At 45.9% G+C, this 21127-nt stretch carries 22 protein-coding genes and 1 tRNA gene; 18 read left to right on the top strand and 5 right to left on the bottom strand.

Annotation, left to right across the window (positions count from 1 at the left end; genetic code table 11):
• Window positions 1-5: 5 nt before the first annotated feature.
• Together AOC28_RS03180 and AOC28_RS03175 are read left to right on the top strand one after the other, a co-directional pair.
• Complete coding sequence (locus tag AOC28_RS03180) at window positions 6-791, top strand: SDR family oxidoreductase (RefSeq protein WP_072582506.1); 786 nt, start codon at window positions 6-8, stop codon at window positions 789-791.
• The gene (locus tag AOC28_RS03175) at window positions 788-3274 is read left to right on the top strand and encodes an FtsX-like permease family protein (RefSeq protein WP_072582505.1); all 2487 of its coding nucleotides are present in this window, start codon (window positions 788-790) and stop codon (window positions 3272-3274) included. Before AOC28_RS03180 ends, AOC28_RS03175 begins: the two co-directional genes overlap by 4 nt.
• A gap of 23 nt (window positions 3275-3297) precedes the next feature.
• On the opposite strand, the gene AOC28_RS03170 is transcribed toward AOC28_RS03175, so the two are convergent.
• From AOC28_RS03170 to AOC28_RS03155, 4 genes are read right to left on the bottom strand one after another with little or no spacing between them, the layout of a single operon-like run.
• Entirely contained in the window at window positions 3298-3834 is a 537-nt protein-coding gene (locus AOC28_RS03170; protein WP_072582504.1) for an RDD family protein, read from the bottom strand.
• Window positions 3835-3842: 8 nt separating this feature from the next.
• Window positions 3843-4457 carry a DUF3106 domain-containing protein gene (locus AOC28_RS03165; protein WP_072582503.1) on the bottom strand — a complete coding sequence of 205 codons (615 nt, stop codon included), beginning with the start codon at window positions 4455-4457 and terminating at the stop codon, window positions 3843-3845.
• Window positions 4458-4471: 14 nt separating this feature from the next.
• Window positions 4472-4930 (bottom strand): DUF3619 family protein, encoded by a 459-nt coding sequence (locus tag AOC28_RS03160; protein ID WP_072582502.1) that lies wholly within the window; start codon window positions 4928-4930, stop codon window positions 4472-4474.
• On the bottom strand, window positions 4927-5496 hold the full coding sequence (locus AOC28_RS03155; RefSeq protein WP_072582501.1) for an RNA polymerase sigma factor: 570 nt from the start codon (window positions 5494-5496) through the stop codon (window positions 4927-4929). The genes AOC28_RS03160 and AOC28_RS03155 overlap by 4 nt, the downstream gene beginning before the upstream one ends.
• 193 nt (window positions 5497-5689) lie before the next feature.
• Here AOC28_RS03155 and AOC28_RS03150 point away from each other — a divergent pair, with 193 nt between their 5' ends.
• The 6 genes from AOC28_RS03150 (at window position 5690) to AOC28_RS03125 (ending at window position 12408) form a co-directional block, all read left to right on the top strand.
• A complete protein-coding gene (locus tag AOC28_RS03150; RefSeq protein ID WP_072582500.1) occupies window positions 5690-7477 on the top strand; it encodes an acetolactate synthase 3 catalytic subunit in 1788 nt (595 codons plus the stop codon).
• On the top strand, window positions 7477-7968 hold the full coding sequence (gene ilvN / locus AOC28_RS03145; RefSeq protein WP_011902903.1) for an acetolactate synthase small subunit: 492 nt from the start codon (window positions 7477-7479) through the stop codon (window positions 7966-7968). Before AOC28_RS03150 ends, ilvN begins: the two co-directional genes overlap by 1 nt.
• A gap of 52 nt (window positions 7969-8020) precedes the next feature.
• On the top strand, window positions 8021-9037 hold the full coding sequence (gene ilvC / locus AOC28_RS03140) for a ketol-acid reductoisomerase (RefSeq protein ID WP_072582499.1): 1017 nt from the start codon (window positions 8021-8023) through the stop codon (window positions 9035-9037).
• 53 nt (window positions 9038-9090) lie between these two features.
• The gene (locus tag AOC28_RS03135) at window positions 9091-9738 is read left to right on the top strand and encodes a phosphatidylserine decarboxylase (RefSeq protein ID WP_072582498.1); all 648 of its coding nucleotides are present in this window, start codon (window positions 9091-9093) and stop codon (window positions 9736-9738) included.
• A 28-nt stretch (window positions 9739-9766) separates the two neighbouring features.
• Window positions 9767-10630: a CDP-diacylglycerol--serine O-phosphatidyltransferase gene (gene pssA, locus AOC28_RS03130; protein ID WP_072582497.1), complete on the top strand. Its 864-nt coding sequence runs from the start codon at window positions 9767-9769 to the stop codon at window positions 10628-10630.
• A gap of 230 nt (window positions 10631-10860) precedes the next feature.
• Window positions 10861-12408: a 2-isopropylmalate synthase gene (locus AOC28_RS03125; protein ID WP_072582496.1), complete on the top strand. Its 1548-nt coding sequence runs from the start codon at window positions 10861-10863 to the stop codon at window positions 12406-12408.
• Between the two features lie 24 nt (window positions 12409-12432).
• On the opposite strand, the gene AOC28_RS03120 is transcribed toward AOC28_RS03125, so the two are convergent.
• Window positions 12433-13029, bottom strand: coding sequence for a YSC84-related protein (locus AOC28_RS03120; RefSeq protein ID WP_072582495.1), 597 nt, complete (start codon window positions 13027-13029; stop codon window positions 12433-12435).
• Window positions 13030-13247: 218 nt separating this feature from the next.
• Here AOC28_RS03120 and rpsO point away from each other — a divergent pair, with 218 nt between their 5' ends.
• From rpsO to AOC28_RS03070, 10 genes are all read left to right on the top strand, one after another.
• Window positions 13248-13517 carry a 30S ribosomal protein S15 gene (gene rpsO, locus AOC28_RS03115; protein ID WP_011902897.1) on the top strand — a complete coding sequence of 90 codons (270 nt, stop codon included), beginning with the start codon at window positions 13248-13250 and terminating at the stop codon, window positions 13515-13517.
• 269 nt (window positions 13518-13786) lie between these two features.
• Window positions 13787-15955 carry a polyribonucleotide nucleotidyltransferase gene (gene pnp, locus AOC28_RS03110; RefSeq protein ID WP_072582494.1) on the top strand — a complete coding sequence of 723 codons (2169 nt, stop codon included), beginning with the start codon at window positions 13787-13789 and terminating at the stop codon, window positions 15953-15955.
• Window positions 15956-15977: 22 nt separating this feature from the next.
• Window positions 15978-16976 carry an NAD(P)H-quinone oxidoreductase gene (locus AOC28_RS03105; protein ID WP_072582493.1) on the top strand — a complete coding sequence of 333 codons (999 nt, stop codon included), beginning with the start codon at window positions 15978-15980 and terminating at the stop codon, window positions 16974-16976.
• 17 nt (window positions 16977-16993) lie between these two features.
• A complete protein-coding gene (gene tpiA / locus AOC28_RS03100; protein WP_072582492.1) occupies window positions 16994-17752 on the top strand; it encodes a triose-phosphate isomerase in 759 nt (252 codons plus the stop codon).
• A gap of 22 nt (window positions 17753-17774) precedes the next feature.
• Window positions 17775-18119: a preprotein translocase subunit SecG gene (gene secG / locus AOC28_RS03095; protein WP_072582491.1), complete on the top strand. Its 345-nt coding sequence runs from the start codon at window positions 17775-17777 to the stop codon at window positions 18117-18119.
• Between the two features lie 86 nt (window positions 18120-18205).
• Window positions 18206-18290: transfer RNA gene (locus AOC28_RS03090), tRNA-Leu, on the top strand.
• A 109-nt stretch (window positions 18291-18399) separates the two neighbouring features.
• On the top strand, window positions 18400-18759 hold the full coding sequence (locus AOC28_RS03085) for an NADH-quinone oxidoreductase subunit A (RefSeq protein WP_012357790.1): 360 nt from the start codon (window positions 18400-18402) through the stop codon (window positions 18757-18759).
• A gap of 5 nt (window positions 18760-18764) precedes the next feature.
• A complete protein-coding gene (locus AOC28_RS03080) occupies window positions 18765-19247 on the top strand; it encodes an NADH-quinone oxidoreductase subunit B (RefSeq protein WP_011902891.1) in 483 nt (160 codons plus the stop codon).
• A 3-nt stretch (window positions 19248-19250) separates the two neighbouring features.
• Window positions 19251-19850, top strand: a complete 600-nt coding sequence (locus AOC28_RS03075) for an NADH-quinone oxidoreductase subunit C (protein WP_072582490.1) — start codon at window positions 19251-19253, stop codon at window positions 19848-19850.
• Window positions 19851-19853: 3 nt separating this feature from the next.
• A complete protein-coding gene (locus AOC28_RS03070; protein WP_072582489.1) occupies window positions 19854-21107 on the top strand; it encodes an NADH-quinone oxidoreductase subunit D in 1254 nt (417 codons plus the stop codon).
• The last annotated feature ends 20 nt before the right edge of the window (window positions 21108-21127 follow it).

Raw genomic sequence — 21127 nt, 5'->3', positions numbered from 1 at the left:
ACGAGATGGACTTAGGATTAAAAGGTAAGGTTGGATTGGTCATGGCGTCTAGCCGTGGCTTGGGTCAGGCAATGGCTGTGTCATTGGCTAAAGAGGGCGTAAAGGTAGCCGTTACCGGTAGAAATGCTGAGGGTTTGAGTGAATCCGTAAGATTGATAGAGGCGGCAGGCGGACAGGCTTTGGCACTGAATTGGGATCTATCCGATTCTTCTGTGATTGATAGCTTGGTATCAAAAGTGGAGCAGGAGCTTGGCCCCATCGATATTCTGATTAATAACACTGGTGGACCACCGCCAACACCAGCAGCCGGTCAAGATCCCGCGCTCTGGCAAAAGAGTTTTAACGATATGGTTTTATCGCTCATTGCCATTACAGATCGTGTATTGCCCGGCATGCGCGAGCGCAAGTGGGGCCGCATTATTACCAGCACCACTTCAGGCGCAATTGCGCCGATTAAAAATCTAGCCATTTCCAATACCTTACGCGCGGCATTGCTGGCGTGGTCTAAAACATTGGCTGCAGAAGTAGCTGCTGAAGGCATCACTGTTAACGTCATCATGCCCGGAAGAATTGCAACTGCTCGTCTGCGTCAGTTAGATGAAGCGCGCGCAAAGCGGGAAGGCACCAGCTATGAAGATGTTGTTAAAGCTAGCTTAAGACAAATTCCAATGGGTAGATATGGCGATCCCAAGGAGTATGGCGATGCCGCTGCATTTTTAGCCAGCCAAAATGCATCATTCATTACTGGTACCGTCATGCGTATTGATGGCGGGCAAATACAGGCAATTTGATTAAATCATTACTTCGTTTCTTGGGTGGTTTGAGACGTGATTTACGTTCAAGCGAGTTAGCTTGGCTATTCGTTGCCTTAACTCTTTCGGTAACAGCGTTATCTAGTGTCACTTTTTTAGCAGATCGAATGCAAAGGGCTTTTGCATTCGATGCCCGCCAACTCTTAGCTTCGGACTTGCTGATCGTTTCTGACCAGCCTTTACCCAATCTCTTTTTAGATGAGGCAAAGAGCAGGGGCCTACAGCTAGCTCAGACGATCGTGTTTCCGAGCATGGCAACTGTGGGCTCACATAGCAAACTCGCTTCACTTAAGGCGGTAAGCCCTCAATATCCTTTGCGTGGCGCTTTGCAGGTTCAATCCAAGGCCCAAGACAAGGCATTCAGTACTGGGCCCGCCCAAGGATCTGTTTGGGTTGATCCTGCAATGTTGGCGAGCTTGCATGCAAAGGAAGGTGATTCGATTCAGCTTGGTCAAAAAGTCTTTGTGATCGGTGGAATTTTAGAGCGCGAACTCGATCGTGGGGCAGGGTTCATGAACTTTGCCCCTCGAGTCATGATGTCAATCGCTGATCTCAGTGAGACCGGTCTCATCGGCCTTGGTAGCAGGGTGACCTATCGATTGTTATTGGCAGGTTCTGATAAGCAAATCCATTCTTATAGTGAATGGGCAAGTCAATATATTGAATCCGAGAGCATTAAGGGTGTTCGCATTGAAACTTTAGAGAATGCACAACCCTTGATGCGCAAAACACTTGAACGCGCAGATCGTTTTCTCTCCTTGATTGCTTTATTAACTGCGATGGTATCTGCGGTTGCTATTGCCTTATCGGCTCATCGCTATACCCGCAAACAGGCAAATACCTGTGCTGTTCTGAAATGCCTTGGAGCCAGCTCTACCATGATCCTTAGGCAACAAGGGCAGACTCTTTTAGCGCTTGGCTTCATAGCCGCATTGATGGGCTCTATTTTGGGTTACCTTGGCCAATATGTATTAACTCTTCTTTTGGGTAATCTAGTCTTAACAGAATTGCCCCCCGTCTCTTTTGGGCCAGTTCTTTGGAGTGTGCTGGTGGCCTGGTTTTTATTGTTTGGTTTTGCTGGCCCGGCAATGTTCAGTTTGGTAAAGGTATCCCCAATCAGATTGATTAGAAAAGAATTTGATGGCCTCGGCATCCCTACTATTTGGACTGCTCTATGTGGATTAACTGCGGCGGTGATATTGATCATGCTTGCGGCACGCGATTGGAAGCTAGCGTTATGGACATGCCTAAGTTTTGGGCTTGCTATTCTGATTTTTGCCTCTGTATCTTGGGGTATCTTAAAGTTTCTTTGCAGGATACGCACCCAAGGTTTTTCTCTAGGATTTGTTATTCTTGCTCAAGGCAGAAGAACAGGTCTTGCAGTGGTGCAAATTACAGCGCTCGGTATTGCTTTGATGGCGCTCTTATTGGTACTGCTCTTGCGAGCTGATTTCTTAAGCGCCTGGCAAGGCAATATACCGAGTGATGCGCCTAATCGCTTCATGATTAATGTTCAAGGCGATCAGAAGCGGGGGCTTACAGAGTCTCTTCAGAATGCAGGCGTTTCGGCTCCGCAGTTTTATCCAATGGTACGTGGCCGCTTGATTGAGGTGAATGGCAAAGACATCACGCCTAACGACTATGTAGAAGAAAATGCAAAGCGCTTAATCGATCGAGAGTTCAATTTATCGTATACAGATCAATTGCCATCAGGTAATCAAATCCTAACGGGTAAGTGGATTGAGGGCGATGCGCCGCAGATTTCCATGGAAACTGGCATCGCTAAAACCTTGAAACTGAAATTGGGCGATCAGTTAACCTTTGAGGTCGCCGGAGAAAAAATTGTTGCCCCAATTACTTCCTTGCGAAAGCTTGACTGGGGTTCAATGCGCGTGAACTTTTTCGTGATCATGCCGCCTGCCCAGTTGCAATCATTGCCGCAATCTTGGATTACCTCTTACTACCAATCGCCCAAACAAGAATCTTTGGATTTTGATCTAAGCCAGGCCTATCCTAATTTAACTATTGTGGATGTTTCAGCCTCGCTGCAACAAATACAGGAAATATTGAATAAGCTTTCCTCAGTATTGGGTTTGCTATTGGCATTTACGATTGCAGCAGCGTTCTTGGTTTTAATGTCAGCGATCGCAGCTACTCAAGATGAGCGTTACAAAAATGCAGCCCTATTAAAGGCTTTGGGAGCCTCTCGAAATACCTTAGCTCAGATTGCGAATATTGAATTAGTCATGATTGGCTTGATAGCAGGGTTGCTAGCAGGCGTAGCCTCTGGTGCTGCAGCTTGGGCTTTAGGCTATTTCGTGATGGAGATTCCATTTAATGCCTTTGGAGGGGCCTTATTCATGGGTGTCGCATTTGGAATTAGCGCTTGCCTTGCATCTGGATACCGTTTTCAGAGAAGAATTCAGAAGGCAACTGCAGTGGAATGTTTACGAGAAGCTTGAGTTAGAAAATCAAGACGCAGCTCTTAATTCAAGGTAACGAGGTTTTTGGGGAGCTCAACCAATCGTGTGCCAGCGAAGCGGTCTGGAAGGCTTTGTCGATATAGAAAACTCTGACGATCTAAATAGATGCTGAGTGGCCAAATTAACAAGGCTACAGTGAATAGCATTTCAATAATTTGCCATCTCTCCAAATGAAATGCCCATTGCAATAGCATGCAAGGAATAAGCCAGAGCGAACCATAGACATAACGCCAAAAGGCTTGTTGTTTAGTGAGATTGAAACCGCCGCGCCCAACAAGGCGAACCCGCCATGTTTGCATGGCGAGAGTTTGACCAGATTTAGTCCAGTACCAAACAAAATAAATCCCCAGTACAGCATAGAGATATAAAAATGTTAGCCAGCTGGGTAATGAGATGCCAAATAGCATACCTAAGCTCAGATTAGGGACTAGAAAAGTAAAGGCAATGACGCCAAGCAATACAAGCTGTTCATAGAGGCAGCAAGACACTCGTCGCCAAAATTGAGGTGAGGGTAAGGCGTCTAATTCAGCAGGTGTCATGCGACCGCTTAATAAGGGGAGCCGGCTTCTGCATTAGAACCGGCACCATCTGCTGGCGCAGGTGCGCTCGGAGCAATGACGGCGGCGGGGAGAGCAGCCTTAGGTGAAATAGGATGTTGCTGAAGTGTTGGGGCATTGGCGGCAGTAGGCTTTTTCTTGAGCTCAGATTCAGCCAACTTTTTCTTTTGCTCATCACTCAGTTTTTGGTATGCATACCATGCCTCCGCTTTTTTCTCTGCAGGGAATTTGAGGCTGGTGAGGTAGTTTTCCCGAGCAATGCGACGATCCTTCTGCGAAAGATTGGACCAGCTTGTCATGCGAGACTGAAGGCGCTCTTGATCTTGTGCGCTCATCTTAGGGTAAATGTTAGCTACCTGAATCCATTTTTTGCGACTATCAGGCAGCATGTAATCCCAGTCGCTTTCTAGCGGTGCAAGAATTTTCTGTTGCGCTGGCTTTAAACCATCCCAAGTGCCATCAGGTTTCTTTTCAGGAATGGCCGTAGCCTTTCCATGTGGAGCGCTAGGCGCTCCTTGTGCTAGTGCTGGACTCACCTGGGCGGCGCAGAAAAATGCCAACAGGGCAGCGCAAAAAACTTGACCTGTTCTAGTTCTCATAGACATCAAACGAGGCAAGATTATTTGCTGCGTAATAAGTCGGATTGGCTATCAGATTCGGAGAGAGGGCCGTTTTTGAGGAAGGCCATAAATCCACTGTCTGCATATGCATCAGGAGGCACATCATCAGACAAAAGAGCGGCATCCACTTCGGCGATGTCATTAATACGAGAATCATCTTGCCATTGGGCAATGCCAATCAGGCCAAATACAAGGACTACTAGCGGAGCAATCCAGCCAACGCTATCCCAAAGGCCATTAGATCCAGAGGTCAAATTACGCGACGAACCAGCTAATACTTGCTTCTGAATGCGGATTTTTTCAGGTTTTCTAACAGAAAGGGCCTTCATACGTGCTGCATATAGGCGATCTTTCAGATGCTTGGGAATGCTCTGAGTACCTTGACGAAGCAGGGCAGCGCTAGCCTGGCCAAATTGGTCGACTTGGGTCTGGGTAAATTGGTCATCAAAGTGTTTCACAGCGTAATTCCTTTTAATTTCAATGCTTTAGCTAATGTCTGGGTGGCTCTAGAACAGTGCGTTTTGACGCTTCCTTCGCTACAACTCATTGCTTTGGCCGTCTCAGTAATGCTTAGCTCATCCCAATAACGCATCAGGAAGGCTTCTCGTTGACGTACAGGCAATTTAGATATTTCTGACTCAAGGGCCTGTAAAAGCTGACTTTTTTCAAGCTTTTGAGCCCCATCTTGGTGAATTTCACTGTCATCAGGGGCTGAAAGGGACTCCAAAGGGTCAAAATCATCGCTTTCATCGGTCTTTTTGCCCATGTTGGAAAACAAGGTGACCCAGGTATTTCTAACCTTTTGCCTTCTAAACCAATCATGAATGCGATTTTGCAGAATTCTGGTGAATACCAGGGGAAGTTCTCCTGCTGGTCTATCACCGTATTTCTCGGCTAATTTGATCATGGCATCTTGCACGATATCCATCGCAGCATCGTCATCACGCACGGCGTAGACCGCCTGCTTAAAAGCACGCTGCTCAACACTACTGAGAAAGTCGGATAGTTCTTGGGCTGATGCCATGCAATGGATTAGACCTGAATCTGTAAGAATTGAGTCATTTTAGGGGATTGCTATAGAATATAGGGCTTACTACCTAGAATCTCATTCAAGAAGTGGTTTTTTCCGGTAGCAGCGCCGTTCGAACTCAGGCCAAAAGCAAGAGATAGAACAGACCAAACAATTTTTTGCCGAAAATTGCAAAGGACGAAAGAAAATGAATACAAGCAGCGCCGAATTTTTAGCTACTAAAGCTAACAAAGACACAACAAATACAAATCTCGTAGAAGCGCCTCCAGAAATGATTGGTGCTGAAATGCTCGTGCATGCCCTGCACAAAGAGGGTGTTGAATTTGTCTGGGGTTACCCAGGCGGATCCGTTCTCTTTATCTATGATGAAATTTTTAAACAAGATAAGTTCGAACATATTTTGGTTCGCCATGAGCAAGCAGCAGTTCATGCTGCCGATGGTTATGCGCGTGCAACTGGTAAGGTTGGCGTTGCACTAGTTACCTCTGGTCCTGGTGTTACCAATGCGGTGACCGGAATAGCAACCGCCTATACGGATTCGATCCCAATGGTGATCATCAGCGGTAACGTGCCAACGTACGCGATTGGTGAAGATGCTTTCCAAGAGGCTGATACCGTTGGTATTACTCGCCCAGTAGTGAAGCACAACTTCCTTGTGAAAGATGTTAAAGATCTTCCATTGGTTCTGAAGAAGGCTTTCCACATTGCACAGACAGGTCGCCCTGGTCCTGTATTGATTGATATTCCGAAGGACGTATCTGCAGCTAAAGGGCCATTCGTCTATCCAGAGACTCTGGAAATGCGCTCCTACAACCCTGTTGTAAAGGGTCACAGCGGTCAGATTCGTAAAGCGGTGGCGTTACTGCAAGAGGCAGAGCGTCCATACATCTATACCGGTGGTGGCGTAATCCTTTCTGATGCTGCTCCAGAGCTCAAAGAGTTTGCCGACTTACTCGGTTATCCAGTTACCAATACCTTGATGGGCTTGGGTGGTTTCCCTGGCACAAGTCCTCAGTTCTTGGGTATGCTCGGCATGCACGGCACTTATGAAGCCAATATGGCGATGCAACACAGTGATGTGTTGATTGCCATTGGCGCTCGTTTTGATGACCGCGTGATCGGTAATACACAACACTTTGCAAGTCATCCGCGCAAGATTATTCATATTGATATTGATCCTTCCGTTATCTCGAAGCGTGTCAAAGTGGATGTTCCTATTGTTGGCAATCTCAAAGAAGTATTGGTAGAGATGACTGCGCAATTGAAAGCTGCTGGCCCACGCAAGAATGGTGACAAAGTTGCTGCTTGGTGGGATCAGATTAATGAGTGGCGTAAAAAAGATTGTTTAAAGTACGACGAAGCCTCACAAATTGTGAAGCCGCAGTATGTAGTTCAAAAGCTGTGGGAGCTCACTGGTGGTGATGCATTCATCACGTCTGACGTAGGTCAGCATCAAATGTGGGCTGCTCAGTTCTACAAGTTTGATCAGCCACGTCGTTGGATTAACTCAGGTGGTCTGGGCACCATGGGCGTAGGTTTGCCTTATGCCATGGGTATCAAGAAAGCATTTCCGGATAAGGATGTATTCGCCATTACTGGTGAAGGCTCTATTCAGATGTGTATTCAAGAGCTCTCTACCTGCAAGCAATACAACACTCCTGTCAAGATCGTATCCTTAAACAACCGTTACTTAGGTATGGTTCGCCAGTGGCAAGAGCTCACCTATAACAAACGTTATTCCAGCTCATACATGGATTCTTTGCCTGACTTTGTGAAGTTGGCAGAGGCCTATGGTCACGTTGGTATGCGTATCGAGAAAAAATCCGATGTTGAGGGTGCGCTTAAAGAGGCAATTCGCTTAAAAGATCGTACGGTGTTTATGGATTTCCAGACTGACCCAGAAGAAAACGTTTGGCCTATGGTTCAAGCAGGCAAGGGTATTACTGAAATGCTTTTGGGTAGCGAGGATCTCTAATGCGACATATTATTTCTGTACTCATTGAGAACGAGCCGGGTGCCTTATCGCGTGTAGTGGGTTTATTTTCTGCGCGCGGTTACAACATTGACACTTTGAGTGTTGCGCCTACTGAAGACCCATCTTTATCTCGCATGACGATCGTCACATTTGGTTCTGATGACGTCATTGAGCAAATTACTAAGCACTTAAACCGTTTGGTTGAAGTGGTGAAGGTATTTGATTTAAGTGAAGGTCCACATATTGAGCGTGAGCTCATGATGATTAAAGTGCGCGCTGTTGGTAAAGAGCGCGAGGAGCTCAAACGTACTACCGATATCTTCCGCGGTCGCATCATTGATGTGACTGACAAGAGTTACACCATTGAGTTAACGGGTGATGGTGCCAAGTTGGATGCCTTTATTGATTCGATTGATCGCGCTTCGATTCTCGAAACTGTCCGTTCGGGCGGTTCTGGAATTGGTCGCGGTGAACGCATCCTCAAGGTTTAATTTTTTTTAACTGATTACTGCATTAATTACATTTTCAATACAAGGAAAGAGCATGAAAGTTTTTTACGATAAAGACGCTGATTTGTCCCTCATTAAGGGCAAGAAAGTCACCATCATTGGTTATGGTTCACAGGGTCACGCACACGCATTGAATCTGAAGGATTCCGGCTGTAACGTTACTGTTGGTTTGCGTAAAGATGGCGCTTCCTGGAGTAAGGCTGCGAATGCTGGCTTGACAGTAAAAGAAGTTGGTGAAGCAGTTAAAGACGCAGACGTAGTCATGATGCTCTTGCCCGATGAGCAAATTGCTGATGTTTACAGCAAAGAAGTTCACGGCAACATCAAGCAGGGAGCTGCATTGGCGTTTGCTCATGGATTTAACGTTCACTACGGTCAAGTGCAGCCACGTGCTGACTTAGATGTGATCATGATTGCCCCTAAGGCTCCTGGTCATACAGTTCGCGGTACATACGCTCAAGGTGGCGGTGTTCCTCATTTGATCGCTGTTTATCAAGATAAGTCTGGCTCCGCTCGTGATGTTGCTTTGTCATACGCAACTGCAAACGGCGGCGGTCGTGCTGGCATCATTGAGACTAACTTCCGCGAAGAAACTGAAACTGACTTGTTCGGTGAGCAGGCTGTTCTTTGTGGCGGTGCGGTTGAATTGATCAAAGCCGGTTTTGAAACTTTGGTTGAGGCTGGTTATGCTCCTGAAATGGCTTACTTCGAGTGCTTGCATGAGCTCAAGTTGATTGTTGACTTGATCTACGAAGGTGGTATTGCCAATATGAACTATTCCATCTCTAACAATGCTGAGTACGGTGAGTACATTACTGGCCCACGTGTTGTGACTGAAGACACTAAGAATGCAATGCGTCAGTGCTTGAAAGATATTCAGACCGGTGAGTACGCTAAGAGCTTTATCTTGGAAAACAAAGCAGGTGCGCCTACTTTGATTTCACGTCGTCGTTTGAACGCAGAACATGACATCGAAGTTGTTGGTGCTAAATTGCGCGCCATGATGCCTTGGATTGCTAAGAATAAGTTAGTTGACCAGACTAAGAACTAAGCTAAAAGCTAAGCATCTACTAATAGCAGTTCAATAAAAGGCTCAGAACAAAGATGATGTATCCGCACCCCATTATTGCGAAAGAAGGTTGGCCGTATTTAGCGTTAGTGGGGGCATTGACTTTGCTAGTTCACTATTTAGGTGGGATAGCTTGGTCATGGCCTCTTTGGATCATTTTTTTCTTTGTTCTGCAGTTCTTTCGTGACCCACAGCGTATTCCTGCTTTAGGTCGCGATCTTGTTTTATCTCCGGCGGATGGACGGATTGTTGTCGTTGAAAAAACTAATGATCCGTATGCTGGTCGTGAAGCGCTCAAAATCAGCGTATTCATGAACGTGTTTAACGTGCACTCTAATCGTAGCGCGGTAAATGGCTTGGTGAAAGAGATTCAATACTTCCCCGGTAAATTTGTGAATGCCGATTTGGATAAAGCATCTACCGAGAACGAGCGAAATGCCGTTGTTATCGATGCCAATGGTCAAGTAGTTACTTTGGTCCAGGTTGCTGGCTTAATTGCCCGCCGTATTCTTTGCTACATTCATGTTGGCGATCGCCTCAAAGTAGGTGAGCGCTACGGATTTATTCGCTTTGGTTCACGAGTAGACATTTATTTGCCACTGACTGCAGAGCCGCTAGTGAGCGTTGGTGATAAAGTATTTGCAACAAATACAGCCTTGGCTCGTTTGCCTGGTTTGGATTGATTCGAAATATTATTCACTGGGATATTCTTTGACTACATTTCGCCGTCGTGGCCGTATTGACCGTAGCCGCCTCTCTCAGAAACGTCTTACTTCTTCACAAGATCAATGGGCTGAAGACTTAGGTGATGGTATTGATTACGAAGTAGAGGAGTTGCATCCTCAAAAGCCCCGCTTACGCAGCAAAGGCATCTATCTTCTTCCAAATGCTTTTACAACCGCAGCTTTGTTTTGTGGCTTTTATGCCATTGTGAACGCAATGAATCACCAGTTTGAGATTGCGGCAATTGCCATCTTTGCTTCAATGGTATTGGACGGCATGGATGGGCGTGTGGCCCGTATGACCAACACTCAAAGCGCTTTCGGTGAGCAGTACGATTCTCTTGCTGATATGGTCTCGTTTGGGGTTGCGCCTGCATTGGTCGCTTATGAATGGGCATTAAAAGATTTGGGTAAATGGGGGTGGTTAGCAGCATTCACATACTGTGCTGGTGCTGCCTTGCGTTTAGCCCGCTTTAATGTGAATACGGGCGTAGTGGATAAGAAGTTTTTTCAAGGACTGCCAAGTCCGGCTGCAGGTGCATTAATGGCCGGCTTTATTTGGTTGGCTGATGATAATAAGATTCCAGTTCGCGATACAGCAATCCCTTGGATTACCTTCTTTATCGCCGTCTATGCCGGACTGACTATGGTTTCTAATGCTCGCTTTTATAGTGGTAAGGCCTTGGATGTCCGTTACCGCGTGCCATTTGGTGTGATGGTTTTAATGATCTTGACTTTTGTCTTAATATCCTCAAACCCGCCATTAACGCTGTTTGGTTTATTCGTGATTTATTCCATCTCTGGCTATGTAATTTGGGCTTGGGAGCATCTCAGCGGTAAACGTTTTGGCTAATTCCCTATTTTTGGGGTATATTAATTCCATGTTGATGAATTTCTCACCTTTATCTAGCCTCCTTCCGCTAGCACTAAGCCTAAAGCTTGGGGCGGGTAAGGCCTGAGTTAATGAGATAAACCAGATTCATTAACCACCACATACCAGCCCCAGCTAATTGCTGGGGTTTTTGTTTTATGAGATTAAGTTATCTGAAGAAGTAAAAAAGTGTTTAAAACCGGAGAGTAGTGATGAGCGACAAAGTAATCGTATTTGATACCACCTTGCGTGATGGTGAGCAATCGCCGGGTGCATCCATGACTAAAGATGAAAAAGTACGCATTGCGCGTCAATTAGAGCGTCTTAAAGTAGATGTGATCGAGGCAGGCTTTGCTGCTAGCTCTGAGGGTGACTTCCAAGCTATATCAGCGGTTGCGGCCGCTGTTAAGGATTCTATTGTTTGTTCGTTGGCTAGAGCTAACGACAAGGACATCACACGAGCTGCCGATGCATTGCAAGCGGCAAATGCAAAACGTATACATGCATTCTTGGCAACAAGTCCATTGCATATGGCCGTTAAATTACGCATGTCTCCAGAAGAAGTTTTAGAACAGGCTAAACGCTCCATTCGTTTTGCACGTAACTTGGCCTCAGATATTGAGTTTTCAGCTGAAGATGGTTATCGCTCTGAAATGGATTTCTTGTGCAGAGTAGTTGAGGCGGTTATTAACGAAGGTGCATCTACTATCAATATTCCTGATACCGTAGGTTATGCCACTCCTGAGTTGTATGGAGAATTTATTAAGACTTTGCGAACCCGCGTGCCCAACTCCGATAAAGCGGTCTGGTCAGTGCATTGCCATAACGACTTGGGAATGGCAGTTGCCAATTCCTTGGCGGGTGTAAAGATTGGCGGAGCGCGTCAAATTGAGTGCACGATTAACGGCTTAGGCGAGCGTGCAGGTAATACCGCTTTAGAAGAAATTGTGATGGCTTTGCGCACACGTAAAGACTACTTTGATATGGTGTGCGGCATTGATGCAACACAAATTGTTCCAGCATCTAAATTGGTATCTCAGATCACCGGCTTTGTGGTCCAACCTAACAAGGCGGTCGTTGGTGCCAACGCCTTTGCGCATACTTCAGGCATTCATCAAGACGGTATTTTGAAGAACCGCGACACCTATGAAATCATGCGCGCAGAAGATGTGGGTTGGTCTGCTAATAAGATTGTTTTGGGTAAGTTATCTGGCCGGAATGCCTTTAAGCAGCGCTTGCAAGAATTGGGAATCACCGTTGAAGCCGAGGCTGAATTGAATGAAGCCTTCGCCAGATTTAAATCATTGGCTGACCAAAAGTCTGAGATATTTGATGAAGATATTATTGCAATCATGTCTGATTCTGCTGCTGCAGAAGAGGGTGAGCACTATAAATTTATTTCCTTAAGCCAGCACTCTGAAACTGGCGAGCGCCCTAAATCTCGCGTGACTTTTCGCATGGGTGATAAAGAGATGTGCTCTGAAGCAGAAGGTAATGGTCCAGTAGATGCGAGTTTGAATGCAATTGAAGAAATTGTGAAGAGTGGGGCAGAGCAGTTGCTCTATTCTGTCAATGCCATTACATCAGGTACGCAGTCTCAAGGTGAGGTGACAGTACGCTTGGCAAAAGGCGGTCGTATTGTGAATGGCGTAGGCACAGACCCAGACATCATTGCTGCTTCTGCAAAAGCCTATTTATCTGCTTTGAACAAATTGCATGATCCGAGTCAGGCCAAGCTCAATGCACAGATGACTCCTTAATCATTGAGTCATCTGCAAAGAGATTTACTTATTTAAGTCAGTGTTTTTATAGTACTTGGTGCCTTTGCCGGTGATTTCAGCGGCAATGCCAGAGTCTGTCAATTGGTACATTAAAACTCCCGGGGCAACTACGGTTGCATCCTGGTATGCGCCGCCATCTTTTTCGTATTTCGCAGCAGCGGTTACCTGGCCACCGAAAGTCCAGCCTGAGTTAATAAAGTCATTCATAGCTGTTTCAGTTTCAAATACAAAAATATTTTGGAATGATTTAATGCCCAGGCCCAAGCCAGCCTGAACTTCAGCCATATTCATGTAGACGGGCTTCTTGTTTGCTTTGTTAATCACAACGCCGCTACCAGTTCCGCCTCCTGCAATTAGAATTTTCATGCCGAAGTTACTAAAGGTCGCATAACCTACTGACTTTTCAATGAGATCCTTCGCTTTTGGCTGCGCCTCATAAAGTTGCTTCAGGATTGCTTGGTTTTTAATCAAAATGTCCTGGCGTTGCTCTGCAACCGTTTTATCTTGCCCAAAAAAGGATCCAAACTGGGCATGGGCGGGCTGAAAAAGTCCGAATCCGAGGCAGAGAAATCCAATAAGTGAGCGATGTAGTAAGGACATATTTTATAAGTTATTGATTAATATGGGAAAAGTGTATTTATTTGCCTAAATATAAGCCTACAGCATAACAACTTCCATGGGGGAATCCGGTAAATACGTGCCGGCTCTGCTACAATTCGATGGCTTTGATTTTTAAAGCTTTTTTGTTTTATTTTGTTAATCACGCACGACACAGACTGGGTGAAAGCTCGAGTGTTCGCAAGTAAGGAGTATTAAAAATGGCAGTTGCTGATATTAAAACGGCGGAAATCGTCAAAGATAACGCGCGCAGCGCAAACGATACGGGTAGCCCTGAAGTTCAAGTTTCATTGCTCACAGCCCGCATCAATGAATTAACCCCCCATTTCAAGGCTAACGCTAAGGATCATCACAGCCGTCGTGGTTTGTTGAAGATGGTTTCACGTCGCCGTCGCCTCTTGGATTACCTCAAGGGCAAAGATTTGGACCGCTATCGCGCATTGATTGAGAAATTAGGTCTCCGTAAGTAATTCTTATCGGTATGCAATGCCATCTATCTTAGGGTTGTTTCTTCGCGGATTCAGTCTTAAGCAGATGGCATGTTTTTTTGGGCGCTTCAAGATTATTTGTGTAGGGGATTGTGTCATTCCAATGAGCTTCTGAAAGTTGATTCAGAGTCTCCCTGGAATGGCATCCCTTGTGATCTTAAATCGCTCCAGTGTTGTCGTGACACTGCTTTATCCCACGACAAGCGCAACTCTCATGTGAGTTTTGCGTGAACAATTTGGAGAAGATCAGAATGACAATGTTTAAAAAAGCAGTAAAAAGTTTTCAATGGGGCAACCATCAAGTAACAATGGAAACAGGCGAGATCGCCCGTCAATCCGGTGGCGCTGTTATTGTTAACGTCGATGACACAGTAGTTATGGGTACAGTAGTAGCCTCTAAGTCTGCAAAGCCAGGCCAGTCTTTTTTCCCGTTGACTGTTGACTACCTAGAAAAAACATACGCAGCAGGTAAGATTCCCGGCGGCTTCTTCCGTCGCGAAGGTCGTCCATCAGAAGGTGAGACATTGATCTCCCGCTTGATCGACCGTCCATTGCGTCCTTTGTTTCCAGAGGGCTTCTTGAATGAAGTTCAAGTAGTGGTTCATGTGTTGTCTATCAACCCTGATGTTCCTTCTGATATTCCTGCTTTGATCGCGGCTTCTGCAGCTTTGGCTATTTCAGGCATCCCATTTGCTGGCCCAGTTGGCGCAGCACGCGTTGGTTACGCTAATGGTCAATACCTCTTGAACCCAACTCGTACAGAGCAAGCCACTAGCGAACTCGATTTGATCGTAGCTGGTACACAGGCTGCTGTATTGATGGTTGAGTCTGAAGCAAACCAATTATCTGAAGAAGTGATGTTGGGTGCGGTTGTATATGGTCATGACCAAATGCAAACAGCCATCAACGCAATCAATGATTTGGTACGTGAAGCTGGTAAACCAGAGTGGGATTGGACTGCAGCACCTAAAGATGAGCCATTCATCGCTAAGGTAACTGCATTGGCTGAAGCGCCATTGCGCGAGGCTTATCAGATTCGTCAAAAAGGGGCTCGTTCAGACAAGCTCAAAGAAATTACTAAAGAAGTGGTTGCTAAGTTACAAGAAGAGGGTGATGTTGACGCAGTAGCTGTTAACGATATCTTGTTTGAAATCGAAGCGAAGATTGTTCGTAGCCAGATTTTGAACGGTGAGCCACGTATCGATGGTCGCGATACACGTACTGTGCGTCCGATTGAAATTCGTAACGGCGTATTGCCACGTACACACGGTTCTGCATTGTTTACTCGTGGTGAAACACAAGCTCTTGTTGTAGCTACTTTAGGTACTGCACGTGACGAGCAAATCATTGATGCGCTTGAAGGTGAGTACCGTGATCGTTTCATGTTCCACTACAACATGCCTCCGTTCGCTACTGGCGAAACAGGTCGTGTAGGTAGCCCAAAGCGTCGTGAAATTGGTCACGGCCGTTTAGCTAAGCGCGCATTGATTCCAGTATTGCCAAGTGCTGAAGATTTTGCATACAGCATCCGTGTTGTTTCAGAGATTACTGAGTCCAATGGTTCATCTTCAATGGCTTCTGTTTGCGGCGGCTGTTTAGCAATGATGGATGCTGGTGTTCCAGTTAAAGCACACGTTGCTGGTGTAGCAATGGGCTTGATTCTCGACGGCAACCGTTTTGCTGTGTTGACTGACATCTTGGGTGATGAAGATCACTTGGGCGATATGGACTTCAAAGTAGCGGGTACTGCTAACGGTATTACTGCACTCCAGATGGACATTAAAGTTCAAGGTATTACTAAAGAAATTATGCAAGTGGCTTTAGCGCAAGCTAAAGAAGGCCGTTTGCACATCTTGAGCAAAATGCAAGAAGCAATGGGTTCAGTTCGTACAGAATTGTCAGCTCATGCTCCACGTATGGTTTCTTTCAAAATCCATCCAGACAAGATTCGTGAAGTAATCGGTAAAGGCGGCGCAACAATTCAAGCCTTGACCAAAGAAACTGGCTGCAGCATCGACATCAAAGATGATGGCACTGTAACAATTGCTTCTACTTCCGCTGAAGGTATGGCTGAAGCTAAAGCTCGTATCGAAGGCATTACCGCTGAAGCTGAAGTAGGTAAGATCTACGAAGGCCCAGTTGTGAAGTTGCTAGAATTCGGCGCTTTGGTAAACATTCTTCCTGGTAAAGATGGTCTCTTGCATATCTCTGAGATTTCTAATGAGCGTGTAAAAGAAGTTAAAGACTATTTGGCAGAAGGCCAAGTGGTTCGCGTGAAATTGCTTGCTGCTGATGAGCGTGGCCGTTTACGTTTGTCATTGAAAGCTGCGATGGCTGATGAAGGTGGCACGATTGCTCCTTTAGCTGGCGCTGCCGAGGTTGCTGTTGAAGCAGCTCCTGCTTCTGACGAAACTGCCTAAGCAAGAAGTCTCGGGAGTATTTATGCGTGTTATTGAAATCAAAGAATTTGGCGCCCCAGAAATGCTGGTGCCAACTACTCGCCCTGATCCAGTAGCTCCTGCTGCTGGGACTGGTGAAATTTTGATCAAAGTTCTGGCAGCTGGAATTAATCGACCTGACGTTTTACAGCGTAAGGGGCATTACCCGGTTCCGGCTGGCGCATCTGATATTCCCGGTCTTGAAGTTGCCGGTGAAATCGTCGGCGGTGATTTAGCTCATCCTGACAACATATTTGGCTTAAAGCTGGGTGATAAGGTTTGCTCACTCGTTCAAGGTGGTGGTTACGCTGACTTGTGTACTGCGCCTGTAGCCCAGTGCTTACCTTACCCTAAGGGGTTTACTGACCAAGAAGCTGCAGCTTTGCCTGAAACGTTTTATACCGTATGGAGCAACGTCTTCATGCGTGGTCAACTGGCCGAAGGCGAAACTTTATTGGTTCAAGGAGGCTCCAGTGGTATCGGCGTGACTGCAATCCTGATTGCTAAAGCCTTAGGCCATAAAGTATTTGTGACTGCTGGTACGGATGAAAAATGTGCCGCATGTGTAGCATTGGGCGCTGATCTCGCCATCAATTACAAGACACAAGATTTTGTAGAAGAAGTGAAGAAGGCCACTGATGGCAAAGGTGTTAACGTCATTCTTGATATGGTTACTGGCGCTTATGTGCAAAAAGAAATTGACTGTCTCGCTGATGATGGTCGCATTGTGATTATTGCTATCCAAGGTGGATCAAAAGCAGAAGTGAGTACCAATCAGATTTTGCGTCGTCGCCTAAACATTACCGGTTCAACCTTACGTCCACGCCCAGTTTCATTTAAGAAGCAAATTACCAAGCAGCTTTTTGAAAATGTTTGGCCTTTGCTCAATGCTGGCAAACTGAAGCCAGTCATTTATAAAACGTTTACGCTAGATCAAGCGGCAGATGCTCATGCATTGATGGAGTCATCCGAGCACGTTGGCAAAATTGTTTTAACTGTTTAGAAATATTCATTACCCCTATGCGACCACTCATCGTTATCGGCAATTGGAAAATGAATGGCAGTCTTGCGAGCAATCAAGATTGGATCAAGACCGTTGCTCGTGGCATGGAGAGTGGAATGCCATCTGGACGTAAATATGCGGTCTGCCCGCCATTTCCGTATTTATCCCAATGTGCACAGTTGATTAAAGAGCATTCATTGGCTTTTTTGAATCTAGGCGCACAAGACGCATCAGCCCATAGTTCGGGCGCTTATACCGGTGAGGTTGCGGCCTCAATGCTCAAAGAACTTGGTTGTACTTATGTCATCGTTGGGCACTCTGAGCGCCGTCAAATGCACCAAGAGGTTGATGAGGTCGTTGCTGCTAAAGCCCTCGAGGTATTGGACAATGGTATGACTCCAGTGATTTGTGTGGGTGAGACTGCTGATGAAAGAAATTCAGGTAGGGCGGAAGAGATTGTTTGTGCTCAAGTTGCAAAGCAGGCGGGTGTTTTACAAGATCGTCTTGCTGATTGCTTAATCGCTTATGAGCCAGTATGGGCGATCGGTACAGGCAAAGTCGCCAGCGCTCAAGTTGCGCAAGATATGCATCGTGCTATTCGTCTGCAATTGGCTGAATTTAATGAAGATGTTGCATCTCACGTTGGAATTTTGTACGGCGGCAGTGTCAAGCCTGATAATGCCTATGAATTATTTGCCATGCCAGATATAGATGGTGGATTGGTTGGGGGAGCATCCTTGAATCCCCAGGACTTTCTAGCTATTTGTCAGGCATAGATTTTTTATTTGGAGATAAGCTGTGGAATGGTTTAAGACTTTATTGATCGTATTGCAGGTAATTTCAGCTTTGGCTGTCATTCTATTGGTGCTATTACAGCAAGGTAAGGGTGCCGATATGGGTGCAGCCTTTGGCTCAGGCTCTTCTGGCAGCCTCTTTGGTGCTAGCGGATCCGCTAATTTCTTGTCCCATACAACGGCTGTTTTTGCAGCAGTTTTCTTCCTTTGTACTTTAGGAATTACTTGGATTGGTAACAAGAAGGAAATAAGTCCTGGTGTTCTCTCCGGAACTGTAGCCCCGGCAGCAATGCCAGCCGCTCCAGTAGCCCCAACACAGGATCCAAGTAAACCAGCAGTTCCTAAGTAAAACAGTAGGCTTTTACAGATTTTCTAGCCCAGAATTTGGGGTAGTGCACTTGTGCAATGCAGTAGAATTGATGAGTTTTGCAAGATGCCGACGTGGTGAAATTGGTAGACACGCTATCTTGAGGGGGTAGTGGCTTAGGCTGTGCGAGTTCGAGTCTCGCCGTCGGCACCAAAAAAGGGTATTGATGAGCGTTTTTTGCTCCAAATCAATGTCTTATGTAGTGGAATAAGTAATAATTTGTTGTTTTTAGGATTTACCAGACAAACGAATCAGGGCTATTTTGAATCTCGCTAATTACTTTCCTGTTCTGCTTTTTATCCTCGTAGGTATTGGGGTGGGATTAGTCCCCATGTTCCTCGGAAAAATCTTGGCTCCTTCGAAGCCTGACGCTGAAAAACTCTCTCCCTATGAGTGCGGTTTTGAAGCTTTCGAAGATGCGCGTATGAAGTTTGACGTGCGTTACTACTTAATCGCCATTCTCTTCATCCTATTTGACTTAGAAACTGCATTCCTATTCCCATGGGGTGTAGCGCTACGTGACATTGGATGGCTTGGCTACGCCTCTATGGTGATTTTCTTATTGGAATTCATTGTGGGATTTGTATATATCTGGAAAAAGGGCGCTCTCGACTGGGAGTGATAGATATGGCATTGGAAGGCGTACTTAAAGAAGGTTTTGTAACTACCACTGCGGATCAGTTGATTAACTGGACGCGTAACGGCTCCTTATGGCCTATGACCTTTGGTCTGGCTTGTTGTGCGGTAGAGATGATGCATGCGGGCGCTTCCCGTTATGACTTGGATCGATTTGGCGTCGTATTTCGTCCATCTCCACGTCAATCCGATTTGATGATTGTCGCCGGCACTTTGTGCAACAAGATGGCTCCAGCACTCCGCAAGGTTTATGACCAAATGCCAGAACCACGTTGGGTAATTTCTATGGGTTCCTGCGCCAATGGCGGTGGTTATTACCATAACTCTTATTCAGTAGTACGCGGTTGCGACCGCATTGTGCCAGTCGATATTTATGTTCCAGGCTGCCCCCCAACTGCAGAAGCGTTGATCTATGGAATTATTCAGCTGCAATCTAAGATTGCTCGTACGAGCACGATTGCGCGGAAGGCTTAATTTATGTCAGATCGTTTAATTCAATTAGCAGCCAACTTAGAAAAAGTTTTAGGTAAGCGCGCTAAATCCATTGAGATTTTATTGGGTGAGGTGACTGTAGTTGTTAATGCGGACACTTATTTTGAATCTGCCATGTTGTTGCGTGATGATCCTTCGCTTGCTTTTGAGCAATTGATTGATCTATGTGGTGTTGACTATCAAGATTTCCGTGATGGAGCATGGAGCGGTCTGCGCTTTGGTGTTGTAAGCCATCTACTTTCTTTGCAACACAACTGGCGTTTACGTGTTCGTGTTTTTGCGCCCGATGATAGCTACCCATTAGTAGCCTCAATTACACCAGTTTGGGCTGCGGCCAATTGGTTTGAGCGTGAAGCCTTCGATCTCTACGGTATCCTATTTGACGGTCACGAAGACTTGCGCCGCATTCTGACTGACTATGGCTTCATTGGTCATCCATTTAGAAAAGATTTCCCAATCAGCGGTAATGTGGAAATGCGTTATGACCCAGAGTTAAAACGTGTTGTCTATCAACCGGTCACGATTGAGGCACGAGAAATTACTCCACGCATTGTTCGTGAAGAGCAGTACGGAGGCCCGGTTTAAGTTATGGCACAAATTAAGAACTACACTCTCAATTTCGGTCCTCAGCATCCTGCTGCGCATGGCGTATTACGTCTAGTGCTTGAGCTCGATGGTGAAGTGATCCAGCGTGCTGACCCGCATATCGGTTTATTACATCGCGCGACAGAAAAATTAGCTGAAACACGTACTTGGATTCAAAACGTCCCCTACATGGATCGTTTAGATTATGTTTCCATGATGTCCAATGAGCATGCCTATGTCATGGCCATTGAAAAATTACTGCAAGTTGATGTTCCGTTGCGTGCTCAATATATCCGCGTGATGTATGACGAGCTCACTCGTTTGCTGAATCACTTGCTTTGGATTGGCTGTCATGGTCTGGACGTTGGTGCAATGGCTGTCTTCTTGTACGCTTTCCGGGATCGCGAAGATATCTTTGATATGTATGAGGCGGTATCTGGTGCACGTATGCATGCCGCTTACTATCGTCCAGGTGGCGTTTATCGTGACTTGCCTGATCAAATGGCTCAGTACACCAAGAACAAGATTCGCAGTGCATCTGCTATCAAGCGTTTGAATGAAAATCGTAGTGGCACATTACTTGATTTCATCGAGCAATTTACCAATGGGTTTGATGCCAATGTTGACGAGTATTGCAACCTCTTAACTGATAACCGTATTTGGAAGCAACGTTTAGTGAATATCGGTATTGTGACTCCTGAGCGCGCATTGCAGCTCGGCTTCACAGGTCCAATGCTTCGTGGTTCAGGTATCGAGTGGGATTTGCGTAAGAAGCAGCCATATGAAGTCTATGACCGTTTAGATTTTGATATTCCAGTGGGCGTGAATGGCGATTCTTATGATCGTTATTTAGTGCGCATGGAAGAAATGCGTCAATCTAATCGCATCATCAAACAGTGCGTAGCTTGGTTAAAGGCTAATCCAGGTCCTGTGATGAGCGACAACCATAAGGTTTCCCCACCAAAGCGTGTGGATATGAAAACCAATATGGAAGAGTTGATTCACCATTTCAAACTATTCACCGAGGGTATTCACGTTCCTGATGGCGAGGCTTACTCAGCTGTTGAGCATCCTAAAGGTGAATTTGGTATTTACTTAATTTCTGATGGTGCAAATAAACCCTATCGCATGAAGATTCGTGCGCCAGGATTTGTGCACTTGTCGGCAATGGACGAGATGTCACGTGGTCACATGTTGGCTGATGCAGTAACCATTATTGGTACCCAAGATATTGTGTTCGGGGAGATTGACCGCTAATAGGCGTGCCAAGGAATATT

Source organism: Polynucleobacter sp. MWH-Adler-W8 (assembly GCF_001889925.1).
GTDB lineage: Bacteria > Pseudomonadota > Gammaproteobacteria > Burkholderiales > Burkholderiaceae > Polynucleobacter.
The sequence above is the reverse complement of the archived record's forward strand: the minus strand, read 5'-3'. Positions and strand labels throughout refer to the sequence as shown.